Source organism: Streptomyces sp. NTD91, assembly GCF_059510455.1.
In genome coordinates, this window is record NZ_JCAJZW010000001.1 from 300,636 (window position 1) to 316,610 (window position 15,975).

The window sequence follows — 15,975 nt, forward strand, 5'->3', positions numbered from 1 at the left end:
GCGTATGGGGCCCCATCTCGGGCCGGAGGTCGGATCATCGTACTCAGTCCAGGACCGGCAGCAGTTCCGGCAGGTGCCCGTCCGAGGCCTCCGCCGCCCGCCGCCGCTCCTCGGGCACGTCGCCGTAGAGCGTGGTGCGCGGTTTCGCCGGGCGGCCGGCCGCCTCGGCCACGGCGATCAGGTCGCGGACCGACTTGTAGGAGCCGTAGGAGGAGCCGGCCATCCGGGAGATCGTCTCCTCCATCAGGGTTCCGCCCAGGTCGTTCGCTCCGGAGCGGAGCATCTCCGCCGCTCCCTCCGCGCCGAGTTTGACCCAGCTCGTCTGGATGTTGGGGATCCAGGGGTGGAGGAGGAGACGGGCCATCGCCGTCACCGCCCTGTTGTCCCTGGTCGTCGGGCCCGGCCGGGCGATGCCCGCCAGGTAGACCGGGGCGTTGGTGTGGATGAAGGGCAGGGTGACGAACTCCGTGAAGCCGCCCGTCTCGCGCTGGATGCGGGCCAGGGTGCGCAGATGGCCCAGCCAGTGGCGGGGCTGGTCGACATGGCCGTACATCATCGTCGAGGACGAGCGGATGCCCAGCTCATGGGCCGTGGTGATCACCTCGATCCAGGTGGCCGTCGGCAACTTCCCCTTGGTCAGCACCCAGCGGACCTCGTCGTCCAGGATCTCCGCCGCCGTCCCCGGGACGGAGTCCAGGCCCGCCTCCTTGGCCGCCGTCAGCCACTCGCGGATCGACATGCCCGTCCGGGTCGCGCCGTTCACCACCTCCATCGGGGAGAAGGCGTGCACGTGCATGCCGGGGACGCGGGACTTCACGGCCTTCGCGATGTCGAAGTACGCCGTGCCGGGCAGGTCGGGGTGGATGCCGCCCTGCATGCACACCTCGACCGCGCCCACCTCCCAGGCCTGCCGGGCACGGTCCGCGACCTGCTCCAGGGAGAGCGTGTAGGCGTCGGCGTCCGTACGGCGCTGGGCGAAGGCGCAGAAGCGGCAGCCGGTGTAGCAGACGTTGGTGAAGTTGATGTTGCGGGTGACGATGTACGTCACGTCGTCGCCGACCGCCGACCGGCGTACGTCGTCCGCGATGCGCGTGAGGGCGTCCAGCGCCGACCCGTCCGCGTGCAGCAGGGCCAGCGCCTCGGCGTCGGTCAGCCGGGTCGGGTCGTCGGCCGCCGTCGCCAGCGCCTGCCGTACGTCCGTGTCGATGCGCTCCGGCGCCATGCCGGGGGCGGCCGCCTCGCGCAGCGCGTCCCAGTCGCCGTACACCTCGTCGAAGTCGTCGCGCCGGTCGCTCGTACGGCCGTCGGTGTCGATCGACGCGTGGAGGTCCGTGCGACCGGTGGCCACGAACGCCTCCTCCGGCTCCTGCCAGGGCAGGCCCCGGGGAAGGGCTCCGGGGCGGGCCAGGCCCGTCTCCGGGTCGGCCAGCGCGTCCACGTGCGGGCGCAGCCGCGGGTCCAGCCAGGGCTCGCCGCGGCGCACGAACTCCGGGTAGACGCAGAGACGTTCCCGCAGTTCGAAGCCTGCGGCGGCCGACCTCGCGGCCAGCTCCTCGATCTGCGGCCAGGGGCGCTCGGGATTGACGTGGTCGATGGTCAGGGGCGACACCCCGCCCCAGTCGTCGATGCCGGCCCCGATCAGCCGCTCGTACTCGGCGTCGACCAGGTTCGGCGGGGCCTGGAGGCAGGCGGAGGGACCCATGATGTGGCGGGCCACGGCCACCGTCGCGACCAGCGCGTCCAGTTCGGCGTCCGGCATGCCCCGCATCGCCGTGTCCGGCTTGGCGCGGAAGTTCTGGATGATCAGCTCCTGGATGCCGTGGTAGGCCCTCGACACCTTCCGCAGCGCGAACAGGGACTCCGCCCGCTCCTCGTGGGTCTCGCCGATGCCGATCAGCAGTCCGCTGGTGAAGGGGACGGACGAGCGGCCCGCGTCCTCGAGCACCCGCAGCCGTACGGCGGGCTCCTTGTCCGGGGAGCCGTAGTGGGGGCCGCCGGGCTCGGACCACAGGCGGGTCGCGGTCGTCTCCAGCATCATGCCCATGGACGGCGCCACCGGCTTGAGCCGCTGGAAGTCCGTCCAGGTCATGACGCCGGGGTTGAGGTGGGGCAGCAGGCCCGTCTCCTCAAGGATGCGCACGGAGACGGCACGGACATAGGCGATGGTGTCGTCGTAGCCGTGCGCGTCGAGCCACTCGCGCGCCTGCGGCCAGCGGTCCTCCGGCTTGTCGCCGAGGGTGATCAGGGCTTCCTTGCAGCCGAGCGCGGCACCCTTGCGGGCGATGTCCAGCACCTCGTCCGGGGACATGAACATCCCGTGCCCGGCGCGGCGCAGCTTGCCGGGGACGGTGACGAAGGTGCAGTAGTGGCACCTGTCCCGGCACAGCCGGGTGAGGGGGATGAAGACGCTCTTCGAGTACGTGATGACACCGGGGCGGCCCGCCTGCCGGAGACCCGCGTCGCGCACCCGGGCGGCGGACGCGGCGAGGTCGGTCAGATCCTCGCCGCGCGCCTGGAGCAGCACCGCCGCCTCGGCGACGTCGAGGGCGACGCCGTCCCGGGCGCGTTTGAGGGCGCGACGCATGGAGTTCTCGGTCGGACCGGTTCCGGAGGTCGCGGAAGTCGTCATCCCTCAACGATACGTTCGGGGTGATCAGTGCGAAGGGCCGCGCCCGGACCGAAGAAAGCCTCCGTACTCGTCCAGAACCCGCAGCACCTCCCCCTCCCCCGCCGACGGCAGTTGCAGGACGACCTCCTCGATGCCCAACTCGGCGTAGTGGGCGAGCTTGCCGGGGGTGGGCCTGACCGCGTAGGGGACGACCTCCAGGGCGGCGGGGTCGCGGCCCACGTCCGCCCAGGCCGCGCGCAGCACCGGCAGCGCCTCGGTGAGGCCGCGGCCGCCGATCGGCAGCCAGCCGTCGGCGTACTCGGCGATGTGCGCGAACAGTCCGGGTCCGGCCGCCCCGCCGACGAGTGTGCGCGGGCCGGTGATCCGGCCGCGCGGCCCGCGCACCGGCTTGGGGTGGGCGTGGCTGGCCCTGACACTGCCGAACTCGCCTTCGTAGGCTGTCGGTTCCTCGGACCACAGGGCCTGCATGAGCCGTACCCGGTCCCGGACCAGTTCCCGGCGCGTGCGCCACTGCACGCCGTGGTCGGCGGCTTCCTCGACGTTCCAGCCGTAGCCCAGTCCGAGGGTGAAGCGGCCGCCCGACAGGTGGTCCAGGGTGGCGATCTGCTTGGCCAGGGCGATGGGGTCGTGCTGGGCGAGGAGGGTGACGCCGGTGCCGAGGCCGAGGCGCTCGGTGACGGCCGCCGCCTGGCCGAGGGCGACGAAGGGGTCGAGGGTGCGGCCGTACTCCCCGGGCAGGTCGCCGCCGGCCGGGTACGGCGTCGTGCGCTCCACGGGGATGTGGGTGTGTTCGGGGAGGTAGAGGCCGCTGTAGCCGCGTTGCTCCAGCTCGTGCGCGAGCCGGAGGGGGGTGATGGTCTCGTCCGTGAGAAAGATCGTTACGGCGATGCGCATGAGACATCATACCGACTGGTTGGTCGTCCGTTCTGGTTCCGTACGGCCGGGGCGCCTACCGTGGAGCCGTGACGACGTTGCGCGGCACCCTCGCCCCCGGCTCACCGGACTACGTCTACCTGCCCTTCGAAGTCCCGCCCAGGACACGGGAGTTGCATATCTCCTACACCTACGACCGGCCCGCCACCCCCGCCGGCACCCCCGGCAACGCCCTCGACATCGGCCTCTTCGACGAGCGCGGTACCGAGGTCGGCGGACCGGGGTTCCGGGGCTGGTCCGGCGGCGCCCGAACGGAGTTCTTCGTGCGGGCCGACGACGCCACCCCCGGCTATCTCCCCGGCCCGCTGCATCCCGGCATCTGGCACATCGCGCTCGGGCCGTACACCGTGGCCCCGCAGGGGCTGTCGTACGAGGTGACCGTCACACCGACGCAAGGAGAGCCGGGGGCCACCCCGAAGCCGGTGTACCCGCCGGAGCGCGTACGGGGCCGGGGCCGGGGTTGGTACCGGGGCGACTGCCATCTGCACTCCTGGCACTCCGACGGGCGCCGCACCCCGGCCGAGATCGCGGCGCTGGCCCGCGCGGCCGGGCTGGACTTCGTCAACAGCTCGGACCACAACACCCACTCCTCGCACGCCCACTGGGCCGACGCGGCCGGCGACGACCTGCTGGTGCTGCTCGGTGAGGAGGTCACCACCAGGAACGGCCATGTGCTGGCCCTCGGGACCGACCCCGGCACCTTCGTCGACTGGCGCTACCGGGCCCGGGACCGGTGCTGGGCGCGCTTCGCCCGGGAGATCCGCGGTGCCGGCGGGCTGGTCGTACCGGCCCACCCGTACGCGGACTGCGTCGGCTGCGCCTGGAAGTCCGGGTTCGCCGAGGCGGATGCGGTGGAGGTGTGGAACGGGCTGTGGACGCCGGACGACGAGGTGGCGCTCGCGGCCTGGGACGGGCTGCTCGTCGCCTCCGTGCGCGACGGGGGTGTCTGGCTGCCGGCCATGGGGGACAGCGACGCGCACCGCGACCCGGACGTCGTCGGGCACCCGCAGACGGTCGTCCTCGCCGAGGAGCTGAGCCGTGAGGCGATCCTTGAGGGGCTGCGGGCGGGGCGGTCGTACGTGGCCGAGTCGCGCACCGTCTCGCTGGACTTCACCGTGACCGCCGCGAGCGGGGAACGCGCCGGGATCGGGGAGCGGTTGGCGGTCGGCCCCGGCACCCCGGTGACCGCCCGCATGACGGTCTCGGGCGCCCCGCGCTGCTCGGTCCGTTTCGTCACCGACCAGGGCGTGCTGTTCGGCAGCGGTCCCCTGCCCGTGTCCGGGGCTGGAGTGGTGGAGTGGCGTACGACCCCGGAACACGCGGCGTACGTGCGCGCCGAACTGCGGCACGAGACGGCGCTCGGGCCGGTGCCGGGGGTGATGGCGGCGTTCACCAATCCGGCGTTCCTCGGGGTCCTCGGCGGAGCGTGACCCCCGCGGACGGTCAGCTCCGTGCGGCCCGCGTCAACTGCCGCAGTTCGATGACCGTCGCGACGGCACGCAGCCAGCGGGCGGCGGTGTCGTCGGCGTCGACGCCGGCCGCGAGTCCGGTGCCGGCATCCAGCCAGTCGCGTACGACGGCCGCCGCCTGCGGGCGCGGCAGCGGCTCGGGGAGTCCTGCGGCGTAGGCGAGGCCGCCGGCCCGGACGGTGTCGGCGAGGAAGGCCACCGAGCGCGGCTGGGTGCCGAGGCGGTCGAGCAGCACGGCCGCGCCCGCGACGCCGTCACCGAACAGGGCGGTGCGCCGGGGGCCGGGCGGTGCCGTGAGGCCGTAGCGGAGCAGGACGGAGATGTCGAGCCGGGCCAGCTCGTCGTCGGTGCGGTCCGGGGGGCGCGGGGCGGGGTTCGATTCGGGGTTCATGTTCCGGTGTCCGTGGTGTCGGCCGGCTCAGCGGACGGTGACGGTGTAGGTGACGCGCTCGGGCGCGGACTGCCGGTACGGTGCGGTCGACGCCGGGGCCGGGGTGCCGCCGCCGTCCTCGTCGCAGGCGGTGGCGAACGTGCAGTGGGTCAGCACGATCCGGGTGCTGCCCTTGCCGGTGGCCTCGAAGGTGAAGGTGAGGCTGCTGCCGCCGCCGACCAGGTGCTTGCCGCCGGAGTCCGAGGTGCTGTGCTGCCCGCGTTCGCGGATCACGTCGGCGTCCGGCCTGGGGTCGGACAGGTACCAGTGCTCCCGGGTGGAGGCGTTCTCGTGGACGGTGAGCGTGAAGCGCTGCCCGACCTTCGCGGTGACGCGGGGTTCGTCGGTGGGGTGCGCGACGGGGGCGGGTGCGCCGGACCCGCAGCCCGCGACGAGCGTGAGCATCGCGACCGCCGCGACGGCGCCGCCCGCCGCCCTGCCCCGGCGCCCGAGGCCCCGGCTACTTCGCCGTCGGGAGGTACACGCTGTACGCGTCGTTGAGTCCACTGTCCGCTGCCTTGCCCATGTGTCCGTTGATGAAGTCGTTCTCGCTGACCCAGGTCGTCGTGCCCCAGGGGTTGTAGATCTGCAGCCTGTCACCGTCCTGGGCGATGATGGTCATCGCGTGGGCGCCGTCCTTGCCCTGGACGTCGACGGGGACCGGGCGGCCGTCCGCGACCGCCTTCTCGACATCGCTCAGCACCGCCCTGCGGTCGGTGGCGCTGCCCAGGTCGTGGCGCTGGTAGTCGTCACCGGTGGCGGCGCCGATGGTGGTGTCGGCGATGTGCTCCTGCCCGTCGGGACCCATGCCCTCCCAGTGGTCACCGCCGTGGCCCTCCGTGTGCAGCCGGTGCTGCTCGGCCACCAGGCGCCGCTTGAAGGCCTCGGGGTCGTCCTCCTGCCCGCTGCTGCCGCCCGTGAGGTTCAGGGCGTAGACGGGGTCGACCATGGCGCGGGCGGTGACGGTGGACGAGGCCACACAGGTGCCCTCCGAGCCGTCGCCGCCCTGGATCCACCGCTGCCCGTCGAAGGTGACGTAGTCCTTGTTGTTGTTGGAGCCGTCGGAGGCGAGGCCCTCGTCGTCCATGCTGTCCACGGCGGTGACGACCGGCGTGAGATGCCTGCGCAGCCACTCGGGGTCATGGCCGTGGATCTTGCCCTGGAACTGCTCGATCTCCGCCACGCTGTGCCCGGCGGCCAGGGCCTTCATCAGGTAGGCCCGCTCCTGCGGGCTGTCCGACCCGGCCAGCATCCGGTCCATGGCGGCCTGGTCGGCGGCGCTCAGCTGGTTCATGCGCCGGCCGGCGCGGTCCAGGTCGTGTGCGGTGAGGATCTCGTTCAGCACGGGGTCGCCGTCGACGGAGCTGGTCTCGGCCAGCGTCAGCTTGTCGACGGCGGTCAGGTTGCCCGTGCCCAGCCTGCGCAGGCGCGCCTCGGAGACCCACTTGTCCAGGTCCCTGGCGACGGCGTGGGCTGCGTCGTCGGCGGCGATGGCGGCCTTGTGCATGTCGTCGGCGCCCAGGGAGGCGAGGGAACGGGCGTTCAGCCGGACGGCCTTCTCGTCGTCGGACTCGATGAGGTCGTCGAACCAGCCGTCCTTGCTGCCGAGCATCCCGAGTGCCTCGCGCAGCGTCTCCCGCCCGTCACTGTCCTGGCTCTGGGCGTCCTTGAGGGCGTCGGCGAACGTGAGCAACGCCTGTCCGCCGCCGTAGAAGGCCCGGCCCACCGCCCCGGCGGCCCGCCCGGCGGCGGCCACCGCGTCCGAGGCGAGGACACTGGTGTTCCCGGCCCAGACGTCCGGCAGGCCCTTCTTGGCCACCCTGTCGATGCGCTTGTAGAGGTCCTCGAGGTCCTGCTTCTGGTACAGCTTGCCCAGGGACTCCAGTGTCGCCGTGTTGCCGACCGGGGCCGAGACGGCGAGCGCGTCGTTGATGGCGTCGATCAGGTCGTTCTTGCTGTCGGCGGAGGAAATCGTCTTGCAGAGCTCGCCCAGCCGCCTGCGGCGGTCGCCCGTGGACTCCGTCATCGGCCGCCCCCTCAGTAGTCGGCCAGCGCCGACGGGCGGCGGGCCTGGACCGGCATGGTGCTGGTGAGGTGGCTCTCCCCGAGGGCCACGCCGTGGGCGCTCGTGCCGACGAGGCTGTCGCTGCCGTGGTACGCCCCCTTCGACAGCCGTACCTTGTCGGCCAGTTCGTGCAGCGCCGATTCCAGGGCCTTGACCTCCGCCTCCCAGGCGGAGGCGTACGCGTTGAACGCCGCGGCGGCCTCCGGGCCGCCGAGCACGTCGTCCATGTAGCACATGCCGGGCTGGATCGCCTCGCCGATCTTGCCCGCGTCGTCACCCGCGGCGTCCAGGTCCTTCGCCTGTCCGGACATCCCGGACTTGACCGTGTAGCCGTCCGAAGACGCGCTCATCAGGCTCCCCCGTTGAAATGATCACGACCGCGGGGGAGGCTAACACGCGACAGTCGGCGGAGGGTCCGGAGCTCACACGCCCTGCACCGAGCCGACACACCGTCCCCGCCACGGCCCCGTGCCGTCAGACCAGGAGAGCGACCGGCATGTCAGCCCCCGCAGACCGCAAGCACCGCACGGTGACCGCCTTCCAGCGGCACATCGCCAATCCGCTGAGCCGGCGCCTGCCGTTCCAGACCCTCCTGGAGACCACCGGGCGCACCTCCGGCCTGCCCCGGCGGACCCCGGTGGGCGGGCGCAGGGTCGGCGACTCCTTCTGGCTGGTCTCCGAGTTCGGCCACACGTCGCAGTACGTCCGCAACATCCAGGCCGACCCCAGGGTCCGCGTACGCATCGCGGGCCGCTGGCACCACGGCACCGCCCTTCTCCTCACCGACGACGACCCGCTGGCCCGCCTGCGCTCCCTGCCCCGCCTCAACAGCGTGGCGGTACGGGCGTTCGGCACCAACCTGCTGACGGTGCGGGTGGACCTGACGGACTGACGCACGCCACGCCGCGCCGCGTGAGGCACGGACCAGCGCAGGGTCGCGGCCGTGTCCGGCCTGCGGGCAGGCGGTTCCCTACCCGGCCCACACGATCGCCTGTACCTCGCTGTACGCGTGCAGGGCGTGCACGCCCACGTCCCGCCCCACCCCGCTCTTCTTGAACCCCCCGAACGGCGCCTCCATGTTGCGGCCCACGGTGTTGATGCCGACGCCTCCGGCGCGCAGGCGGCGGGCGACGCGGAAGGCGCGGGCCGGGTCGGTCGACCAGACGTAGTCGACGAGGCCGTACTCGGAGTCGTTGGCGAGGGCCACGCCCTCGTCCTGGTCCTCGAAGGGGACCACCACGACCACCGGTCCGAAGATCTCCTCGCGGACCACCCGCATGTCGTTGGTGCAGTCGGCGAGGAGGGTGGGCGCGACGTAGAAGCCCCGTTCCGGAGGGGGGCGTTCGCCGCCCGTGATCAGCTTCGCGCCCTCCGTGCACCCGAGTTGCACGTACGACTCGACCCGCGCCCGGTGCTCCGCCGAGATCACCGGTCCGACGACCGTGTCCGGCTCCCGGGGATCGCCGACCTTCAAGCGGCGGGCGTGGTCGGCGAGTCGGCCGACCAGTTGCTCGTACACCCCGCGCTGGGCCAGCACCCGGGTCGGTGCCGTGCAGATCTGCCCGCTGTAGAAGGAGAACGTGGTACCGATGCCGGCGACGGCAGAGTCCAGGTCGGCGTCGTCGAGGACGAGGGCCGCGCCCTTGCCGCCCAGCTCCATCAGTTGGCGTCTCATGTCCCGTCCGCACACCTCGGCGATCCGTCGGCCGACGGCCGTGGACCCGGTGAAGCTGACCATGTCGACGTCCCCGCAGGCCACCGCCGTCTCGCCGACGGCCGTCGCCCGCCCGGAGACGACGTTCAGCACCCCCGGCGGCGCCCCGGCCGCCTCCAGCGCCTCGGCCATCCGGTAGACGGACAGCGGATCCTGCGGGGCCGGCTTCACCACCACCGTGTTGCCCATGGCCAGCGCCGGCGCGACCTTGCCGGCCGGGTTGGCCCAGGGATTGTTGTAGGAGGTGACGCAGGTGACGACCCCGACCGGCTGCCGCACCGCCAGCGCGCCGAGCACGGCGGCCCTCCCCATCGGCCCTGCCTCGTTGATCTGCGGCGGGATCGCCCACTCGGCGGGTTCCACGCGCGCGTACCGCCGGAACCGGGCAGCGGCCACCCCGACCTGCATGGCCCGGGCGGTCGCCGTGGTCGCGCCGGTCTCCGCGCGGGCCAGCTCGGTGTACGGCCCGATCCGTTCCCGGATGATGTCGGCGGCCCGGCCCAGCACCGCGGCCCGCTCCTCCGGCCGGGTCCGCGACCACGCCGCGAACGCCTCCCTGGCCGCCGCGCAGGCCGCCCGCACCTGCTCCGGCGAGGCCTCCGGCGCCCAGCCGACGGTCTCCTCGGTGGCCGGGTCGGTCACCGGGTAGTGCCCGCCGTCCGGCTCCACCCACTGCCCGCCGACGAACAGCCGCTGCCCGGTCACCTCGTACTCACCGTGCGGGTGTCCCGCCCCGACCGCAGCACCCTCCCCGGTACGGCGCCGCTCACCACGTCGTCCCGGATGGCCTCGACGCCGTTGACCCACACCGCCCGTATGCCGATCGCCCTGGAGTCGAGGCGCGGACCGGCACCCGGCAGGTCGTGCACCAGCCGGGCCCGGCCGGCGTCGATGCGCTCCGGGTCGAGGAGGACGAGGTCCGCATGCCAGCCCTCCCTCACCCGTCCCCGCTCCCGCAGGCCGAACAGCCGCGCCGGATCGTCGGTCAGCATCCGCACCGCCCGCTCCAGGCCGACCAGCTTCCGGCCGCGCAGACAGTCCCCGAGGAACCGGGTGGTGTACGGCGCCCCGCACATCCGGTCCAGGTGCGCGCCCGCGTCCGAGCCGCCGAGCAGCACGTCCTCGTGGCCCCACACCTCGGCGCGCAGCGCCCAGGACGCCGGGTCGTTGTCGGTCGGCATCGGCCACAGCACCGTACGCAGCTCGTCGTGGGCGCAGATCTCGACCAGGCAGGCGAACGGCTCCTGCCCGCGTTCGGCCGCGATGTCCCGTACGACCCTCCCGGTCAGCCCCTCGTTGGCCGCGCTGTAGGTGTCGCCGACGACGTACCGGCCGAAGTCCGCCAGCCGCCGGAAGACACCCGCCTCCTTCGACCGGGCCCGGCGCAGCATCTCGGCCCGCACGGCGGGGTCCCGCAGCCGGGCGATCCGCTCCGGCACGGGCAGGGCGAGGACGGGTCCCCAGCCGGGGATGAGGTTGAGGGCGCAGAACGTGCCCAGGGACATGTTCATCGGGGTGAGGATCGGCATGGTGAGCGCCACCACCCGGCCGCCCGCCCTGCGCGCCCGCTCGCTCGCGCCGAGCTGCCGGGGCACCCGCTCCGGTACGGCCGCGTCGACGGTGAGCACGTTCCAGTTCAGGGGCCGTCCGGCCGCCGCGCTCATCTCCACCAGCAGATCGATCTCGTCGTCGCTGAACTGGTCCAGGCACCCGGCGACGATCGCCTCGATCTGCGTCCCCTCGTGCTCGCCGACGGCCTTCGACAGCGCCAGCAGCTCCGTCGGCCGCGCATGCCGGGAGGCGACGGGGCTGCCGTCCCCGTCGCAGTGGGTCGACGACTGGGTGGTGGACAGCCCCCAGGCCCCGGCGTCCATGGCCTCGTGCAGCAGCCGGAGCATGGCGTCCATCTGATCGCCACCCGGCTGTCCGCCGACGGCCTCCGGCCCCATGACGTACCGCCGCAGCGCGCAGTGCCCCACCATGAAGCCCGCGTTGACGGCGATGCGCCCGTCGAGCGCGTCCAGGTACTCACCGAAGGAGTGCCAGCTCCAGGGCGCCCCCTCCTCCAGCGCCACCAGGGACATGCCCTCCACCCTGGACATCATCCGGCGGGTGTAGTCGGCGTCCCCGGGGCGGCCGGGATTGAGCGGCGCGAGGGTGAATCCGCAGTTCCCGGCCACGACGGTCGTCACCCCGTGGTTGAGGGAGGGCGTGGCGTGCGGGTCCCAGAACAGCTGGGCGTCGTAGTGGGTGTGCGGGTCGACGAAGCCGGGGGTGAGGACGAGCCCGGAGGCGTCCTCGGCGGTGCGGGCGTTCTCGGTGACGGTTCCGACGGCGGCGATGCGGCCTTCGCGGATGCCGACGTCGGCGGTGTACGAGGGCGCGCCCGTGCCGTCCACGACGGTGGCTCCCTTGATCAGGTGGTCGAGCATCCCCGGAACCCCCCTCAGACGGCCCGACGGAACCGGGACGTCCGGTGCACGGGATCCGTGTCGATCTTCGGGATCACGTGTTCCCCGATCAGCCGGATCGTCTGGAGCGTCTCCTCCTTCGGCACACCCACCGGCAGACCGAAGCTCAGCTGGTCGGCGCCCGCCTGTTCCCACCGCTCGCACTGGCGCAGCACCTCGTCCGGGTCCCCGCAGATCAGCAGTTCCTCCTCGATGAGCAGCTCCACGAACTCCGGCGTGTACTCGGGCAGCGTCTCGGGCCACACGGGGAAGCCCTCGGGGCGCGGGAAGGTGTCGTGGTAGCGGAAGACGAGCGAGGGCAGGTAGTGCAGCCCGCCGTTCACCGCGATCTCGACCGCCTCCGCGTGCGTCGGCGCGCAGACCGCGGTCGTCGTGACCATCACGTTGTCGTTGACGAAGTCCCCGACCGGCTCCGCGTCCACGATCGCCGTCTTGTACTGCTCCAGCACCCACTCCATGTCGGAGACCTTCTGGATGCTGAAGCCGAGCACGCCGAGCCCCTTCTTCGCGGCCATCGCGTACGACGGCGGCGACCCGGCCGCGTACCACATCGCCGGATGGGACTTCCCGTACGGCTTCGGCAGGACCTTGCGCGGCGGCAGCTGCCAGTGCTTGCCCCGGAAGCCCGCGTACTCGTCCTGGAGCCACATCTTCGGGAACTCCGCGATGGTCTCCTCCCAGATCTCCTTGGTGTAGTTCATGTCGGTCACACCCGGTATGAACCCGAGTATCTCGTGGGAGCCGGCGCCCCGCCCGCTGCCGAACTCGAAGCGCCCCTCGCTGAGGTGGTCCAGCATGGCGACCTTCTCGGCGACCTTCACCGGATGGTTCACCTGCGCCAGCGGGTTGAAGATCCCCGAGCCCAGGTGGATGCGGTCGGTCGCGTGCGCCAGATAGCCCAGGAACACGTCGTTGGCGGACAGGTGCGAGTACTCCTCCAGGAAGTGGTGTTCGGAGGCCCAGGCGTACTTGAAGCCCGACTTGTCCGCCTGGATGACGTACTCGGTCTCCTCCATCAGCGCCCTGTGCTCGGCCAGCGGGTCGGTCTCGGCACGCTTTCCGACGTACCCCTGTACAAAGAGCCCGAATTCCACGGCGGTCCACCGTCCCCAGTTCTTTCTGACGTTCCGTCAGACATGTTGTCGGCCGACTGTCGCATCGGCCGTCGAGACCGTCAATAGCTGACGGTGAGTCAGATGACGTTGAGCCCGGCCAGCCAGCCGCCGTCGATGACGAACGGCTGCCCGGTGATGTACGAGGAGTCCTCCGAGGTGAGGAACAGCGCCAGCCGCGCCACCTCCTCCGGCTGCCCGACCCGCCCGAGCGGCACGAGCCTGCGGTACAGCTCGTCCAGTGCCCGGCCCGTCTCCTGCGGGTCGGCGTCCGGATCGAGGCGCGCCGGATTGGACATGGGGGTGTCGATCGCCCCCGGGCAGATCGCGTTGACGCGTATCCCCCGGCCCGCGAGCTCCAGCGCGGCGACCCGGGTCAGCCCCAGTACGGCGTGCTTGGTGGCGGCGTACGTGCCGACGGCCGCCATGCCGGTCATGGCGGTGCAGGAGGCGGTGTTGACGATCGTCCCCCCGTCGGCCATCTCGGGCGCCACCGTCTTCACGCCCAGGAAACAGCCCACCTGGTTCACCTGGACGACCTGCATGAACTCCTCCAGCGGGGTGTCCACGAGGGCGTTGAAGCGCAGGATCCCCGCGTTGTTCACCAGCCCGTCGATGCGCCCGTACGCCTCCTTGACCACTCGGACGGCCTCCCGCCAGCCGTCCTCGGCGCCGACGTCCAGATGGACGTACAACGCGTCGATCTCCTTGGCCAGGGCCTCCCCCTGGCCGTCCAGGACATCGGCGACGGCCACCCGCGCGCCCTCCGCCCGGAACAGCCGTGCCTCCCGCTCGCCCTGCCCGCGTGCCGCACCGGTGACGACGACGACCCGCCCGTCCAGCTTGCCCATGGGCTCCTCCTCAGTTCAGCCGGGGTGCGACCTCCGCCCCGAACAGCTCGATCTGCTCGACAAGTTCGGTCCGGCTCCGGCTGCGGAACCGCACCTGGACCTGTCCCACGCCCATCGCCCGGTACGCCCGCAGCGACGCGGCGATCTCCTCCGGGGTCCCGGTGAGGGCCCGCCCCCCGACCTCCCAGCCGGCCCGGCCGACGTACAGCGGCTCGGCGATCGCACCGACGGTGAACGGCCCCTCGACGCCCGCTTCCGCCCGCAGCCGCCGTATCCGGCCGATCCGCGCGGGCAGCCGCTCCCGCGGATCCCCCTGCGGCAGCCAGCCGTCCCCCTTCAGCGCGGCCCGGCGCACAGCGACGGCCGAGGAGCCGCCGACCCACACCGGTACGGCCGGCTGCGCGGGCCTCGGCCGCTGCCCGAGACCGGAGAAGTCGTAGACCTTCCCGTGGTGCTCGGGAAACTCCTCCGGTCCGAGGGCGGCCCGCAGCGCGTCGACCGTCTCGTCCAGCACGGCCCCGCGCCGCTCGAAATCCGCGCCCAGCGCCTCGAACTCCTCCCGCACGTGCCCGGCGCCGACCCCGAGGATCAGCCGGCCGCCGGAGAGGTGGTCGAGGGTGGCGTACTGCTTGGCGGTGAGGAGGGGATGGCGCAGCCCCACGACCGCCACGTGGCTGAGCAGGCGCACCCGCTCGGTCACGGCCGCGAGGTGGGCGAGGGTGGCGACCGGGTCGTACCAGACGGTGCCCATGGCGGGGGCCAGCCGGCGCGGGACGGCCACGTGGTCGCACGCGGCGAGGTAGTCGAACCCGGCCCGGTCCGCGGCCCGCGCGACGGCGACCAGGTCCTCCGGGCCGGCACCGGCCTCCCAGCCCTCCGCGAACAGGGTGCTTTGCGCCTGGACGGGCAGCTGGATGCCGTACGCCAGGGCGGTCACCGCCACAGCCCTTCGGGTGTGAGCCCGAGCAGTTCGATGGCGTTGCCGCGCACGATCCGCTCGACCACGTCCGCCGGCAGGTGCCCCATCTGGGCCTCGCCGACCTCTCGGGACTTCGGCCAGGTGGAGTCGGAGTGCGGGTAGTCGGTCTCGTACAGGACGTTGCCGACCCCGATGGCGTCGAGGTTCCTCAGCCCGAAGGCGTCGTCGAAGAAACAGCCGTACACGTGCCCGGCGAACAGCTCGGACGGTGGCCGGGTGACCTTGTCGGCGACCCCGCCCCACCCCCGGTTCTCCTGCCACACGACGTCGGCGCGCTCGAGGATGTACGGGATCCACCCGATCTGCCCCTCCGCGTACATCACCCGCAGACCCGGGAAGCGCTCGAACTTGCCGCTCATCAGCCAGTCGACCATCGAGAAACAGCAGTTGGCGAAGGTGATGGTGGAGCCGACGGCGGGCGGGGCGTCGGCGGAGGTGGAGGGCATCCGGCTGCTGGAGCCGATGTGCATCGCGACGACCGTGCCCGTCTCGTCGCAGGCCGCGAGGAACGGGTCCCAGTCGTCGGTGTGCACGGACGGCAGGCCCAGATGCGGGGGTATCTCGGAGAAGGCGACGGCCCGGACGCCGCGCGCGGCGTTGCGCCGGACCTCCGCCGCCGCCAGCTCGGCGTCCCACAGGGGTGTGAGGGTGAGCGGGACGAGCCGTCCGTGCGCCTCGGGCCCGCACCACTGCTCCACCGTCCAGTCGTTGTAGGCGCGGACGCAGAGCAGCGCGAGTTCCTTGTCCTCGGCCTCCGCGAAGGTCTGCCCGCAGAAGCGGGGGAAGGTGGGGAAGCAGACGGCCGACTGCACGTGGTTGACGTCCATGTCGGCGAGCCGCGCGGGCACGTCGTACGACCCGGCGCGCATCTGCTCGTAGGTGATGATCTCCAGCCTGACCTCGTCCCTGCCGCAGCCCACGGCGGTGTCGAGCCGGGTGAGGGGCCGCCGCAGGTCCTCGTAGACCCACCAGTCGCCGAGCGGCCCTTCGGTGCTGCCGGGATCACCCATGACGGGCTTGAAGCGCCCTCCCAGGAAGGTCATCTCCTTCAGCGGCGCCCGCACGATCCGGGGCCCGGCGTCCCGGAACCTCCTCGGCAGCCGGTCCTGCCACACACCGGCGGGCTCCACGGTGTGGTCGTCGACGGAGATGATCAGCGGGAACGGTGTGGTCTCCATGGCCTCACCGTAGCGCCGATCTGACGGTCCGTCAGCTATTGGCGGCGTGCGAAGAGGGTGTGAGGGCTTTGTGGACCGACGCACGGCGACCTGTGATCGGCGTCTCCCACGGCTGACGGAACCGGCCCGAACAAGGCAAACTGA

At 72.4% G+C, this 15,975-nt stretch carries 14 protein-coding genes; 2 read left to right on the top strand and 12 right to left on the bottom strand.

Translation table 11 applies throughout. From position 1 onward, the window contains the following. Nucleotides 1-43 precede the first annotated feature (43 nt). Both AC5WRT_RS01380 and AC5WRT_RS01385 read right to left on the bottom strand, forming a co-directional pair. Nucleotides 44-2,629, bottom strand: coding sequence for a bifunctional FO biosynthesis protein CofGH (locus AC5WRT_RS01380; protein ID WP_496091776.1), 2,586 nt, complete (start codon nucleotides 2,627-2,629; stop codon nucleotides 44-46). A gap of 24 nt (nucleotides 2,630-2,653) precedes the next feature. Continuing rightward, nucleotides 2,654-3,523 (bottom strand): LLM class F420-dependent oxidoreductase, encoded by an 870-nt coding sequence (locus AC5WRT_RS01385; protein WP_496091777.1) that lies wholly within the window; start codon nucleotides 3,521-3,523, stop codon nucleotides 2,654-2,656. Nucleotides 3,524-3,591: 68 nt separating this feature from the next. On the opposite strand from AC5WRT_RS01385, the gene AC5WRT_RS01390 reads away from it, so the two are divergent. After that, on the top strand, nucleotides 3,592-4,992 hold the full coding sequence (locus AC5WRT_RS01390; RefSeq protein WP_496091778.1) for a CehA/McbA family metallohydrolase: 1,401 nt from the start codon (nucleotides 3,592-3,594) through the stop codon (nucleotides 4,990-4,992). Nucleotides 4,993-5,005: 13 nt separating this feature from the next. On the opposite strand, the gene AC5WRT_RS01395 is transcribed toward AC5WRT_RS01390, so the two are convergent. The 4 genes from AC5WRT_RS01395 to AC5WRT_RS01410 are packed head-to-tail and all read right to left on the bottom strand — an operon-like array spanning nucleotide 5,006 to nucleotide 7,876. Continuing rightward, a complete protein-coding gene (locus tag AC5WRT_RS01395) occupies nucleotides 5,006-5,422 on the bottom strand; it encodes a hypothetical protein (protein ID WP_496091779.1) in 417 nt (138 codons plus the stop codon). Between the two features lie 27 nt (nucleotides 5,423-5,449). Further along, on the bottom strand, nucleotides 5,450-5,866 hold the full coding sequence (locus AC5WRT_RS01400) for a protease inhibitor I42 family protein (RefSeq protein ID WP_496091780.1): 417 nt from the start codon (nucleotides 5,864-5,866) through the stop codon (nucleotides 5,450-5,452). A gap of 55 nt (nucleotides 5,867-5,921) precedes the next feature. Continuing rightward, entirely contained in the window at nucleotides 5,922-7,487 is a 1,566-nt protein-coding gene (locus AC5WRT_RS01405) for a peptidoglycan-binding protein (RefSeq protein WP_496091781.1), read from the bottom strand. Nucleotides 7,488-7,498: 11 nt separating this feature from the next. After that, nucleotides 7,499-7,876: a hypothetical protein gene (locus AC5WRT_RS01410; protein ID WP_496091782.1), complete on the bottom strand. Its 378-nt coding sequence runs from the start codon at nucleotides 7,874-7,876 to the stop codon at nucleotides 7,499-7,501. Nucleotides 7,877-8,022: 146 nt separating this feature from the next. Here AC5WRT_RS01410 and AC5WRT_RS01415 point away from each other — a divergent pair, with 146 nt between their 5' ends. Further along, nucleotides 8,023-8,418, top strand: coding sequence for a nitroreductase/quinone reductase family protein (locus AC5WRT_RS01415; protein WP_496091783.1), 396 nt, complete (start codon nucleotides 8,023-8,025; stop codon nucleotides 8,416-8,418). A gap of 78 nt (nucleotides 8,419-8,496) precedes the next feature. Here the strand turns inward: AC5WRT_RS01415 and AC5WRT_RS01420 are convergent, their stop codons facing one another. The 6 genes from AC5WRT_RS01420 to AC5WRT_RS01445 form a co-directional block, all read right to left on the bottom strand. Further along, a complete protein-coding gene (locus AC5WRT_RS01420) occupies nucleotides 8,497-9,945 on the bottom strand; it encodes an aldehyde dehydrogenase family protein (RefSeq protein ID WP_496091784.1) in 1,449 nt (482 codons plus the stop codon). Continuing rightward, a complete protein-coding gene (locus tag AC5WRT_RS01425) occupies nucleotides 9,942-11,672 on the bottom strand; it encodes an N-acyl-D-amino-acid deacylase family protein (protein ID WP_496091785.1) in 1,731 nt (576 codons plus the stop codon). The genes AC5WRT_RS01420 and AC5WRT_RS01425 overlap by 4 nt, the downstream gene beginning before the upstream one ends. 14 nt (nucleotides 11,673-11,686) lie before the next feature. Next, nucleotides 11,687-12,805, bottom strand: a complete 1,119-nt coding sequence (locus tag AC5WRT_RS01430; protein WP_496091786.1) for an LLM class flavin-dependent oxidoreductase — start codon at nucleotides 12,803-12,805, stop codon at nucleotides 11,687-11,689. Between the two features lie 98 nt (nucleotides 12,806-12,903). After that, nucleotides 12,904-13,674 (bottom strand): SDR family NAD(P)-dependent oxidoreductase, encoded by a 771-nt coding sequence (locus AC5WRT_RS01435; RefSeq protein ID WP_496099849.1) that lies wholly within the window; start codon nucleotides 13,672-13,674, stop codon nucleotides 12,904-12,906. 10 nt (nucleotides 13,675-13,684) lie between these two features. Further along, complete coding sequence (locus AC5WRT_RS01440) at nucleotides 13,685-14,602, bottom strand: TIGR03619 family F420-dependent LLM class oxidoreductase (RefSeq protein ID WP_496092002.1); 918 nt, start codon at nucleotides 14,600-14,602, stop codon at nucleotides 13,685-13,687. A gap of 5 nt (nucleotides 14,603-14,607) precedes the next feature. Continuing rightward, the gene (locus AC5WRT_RS01445; protein ID WP_496091788.1) at nucleotides 14,608-15,831 is read right to left on the bottom strand and encodes an amidohydrolase family protein; all 1,224 of its coding nucleotides are present in this window, start codon (nucleotides 15,829-15,831) and stop codon (nucleotides 14,608-14,610) included. Between the last annotated feature and the right edge of the window lie 144 nt (nucleotides 15,832-15,975).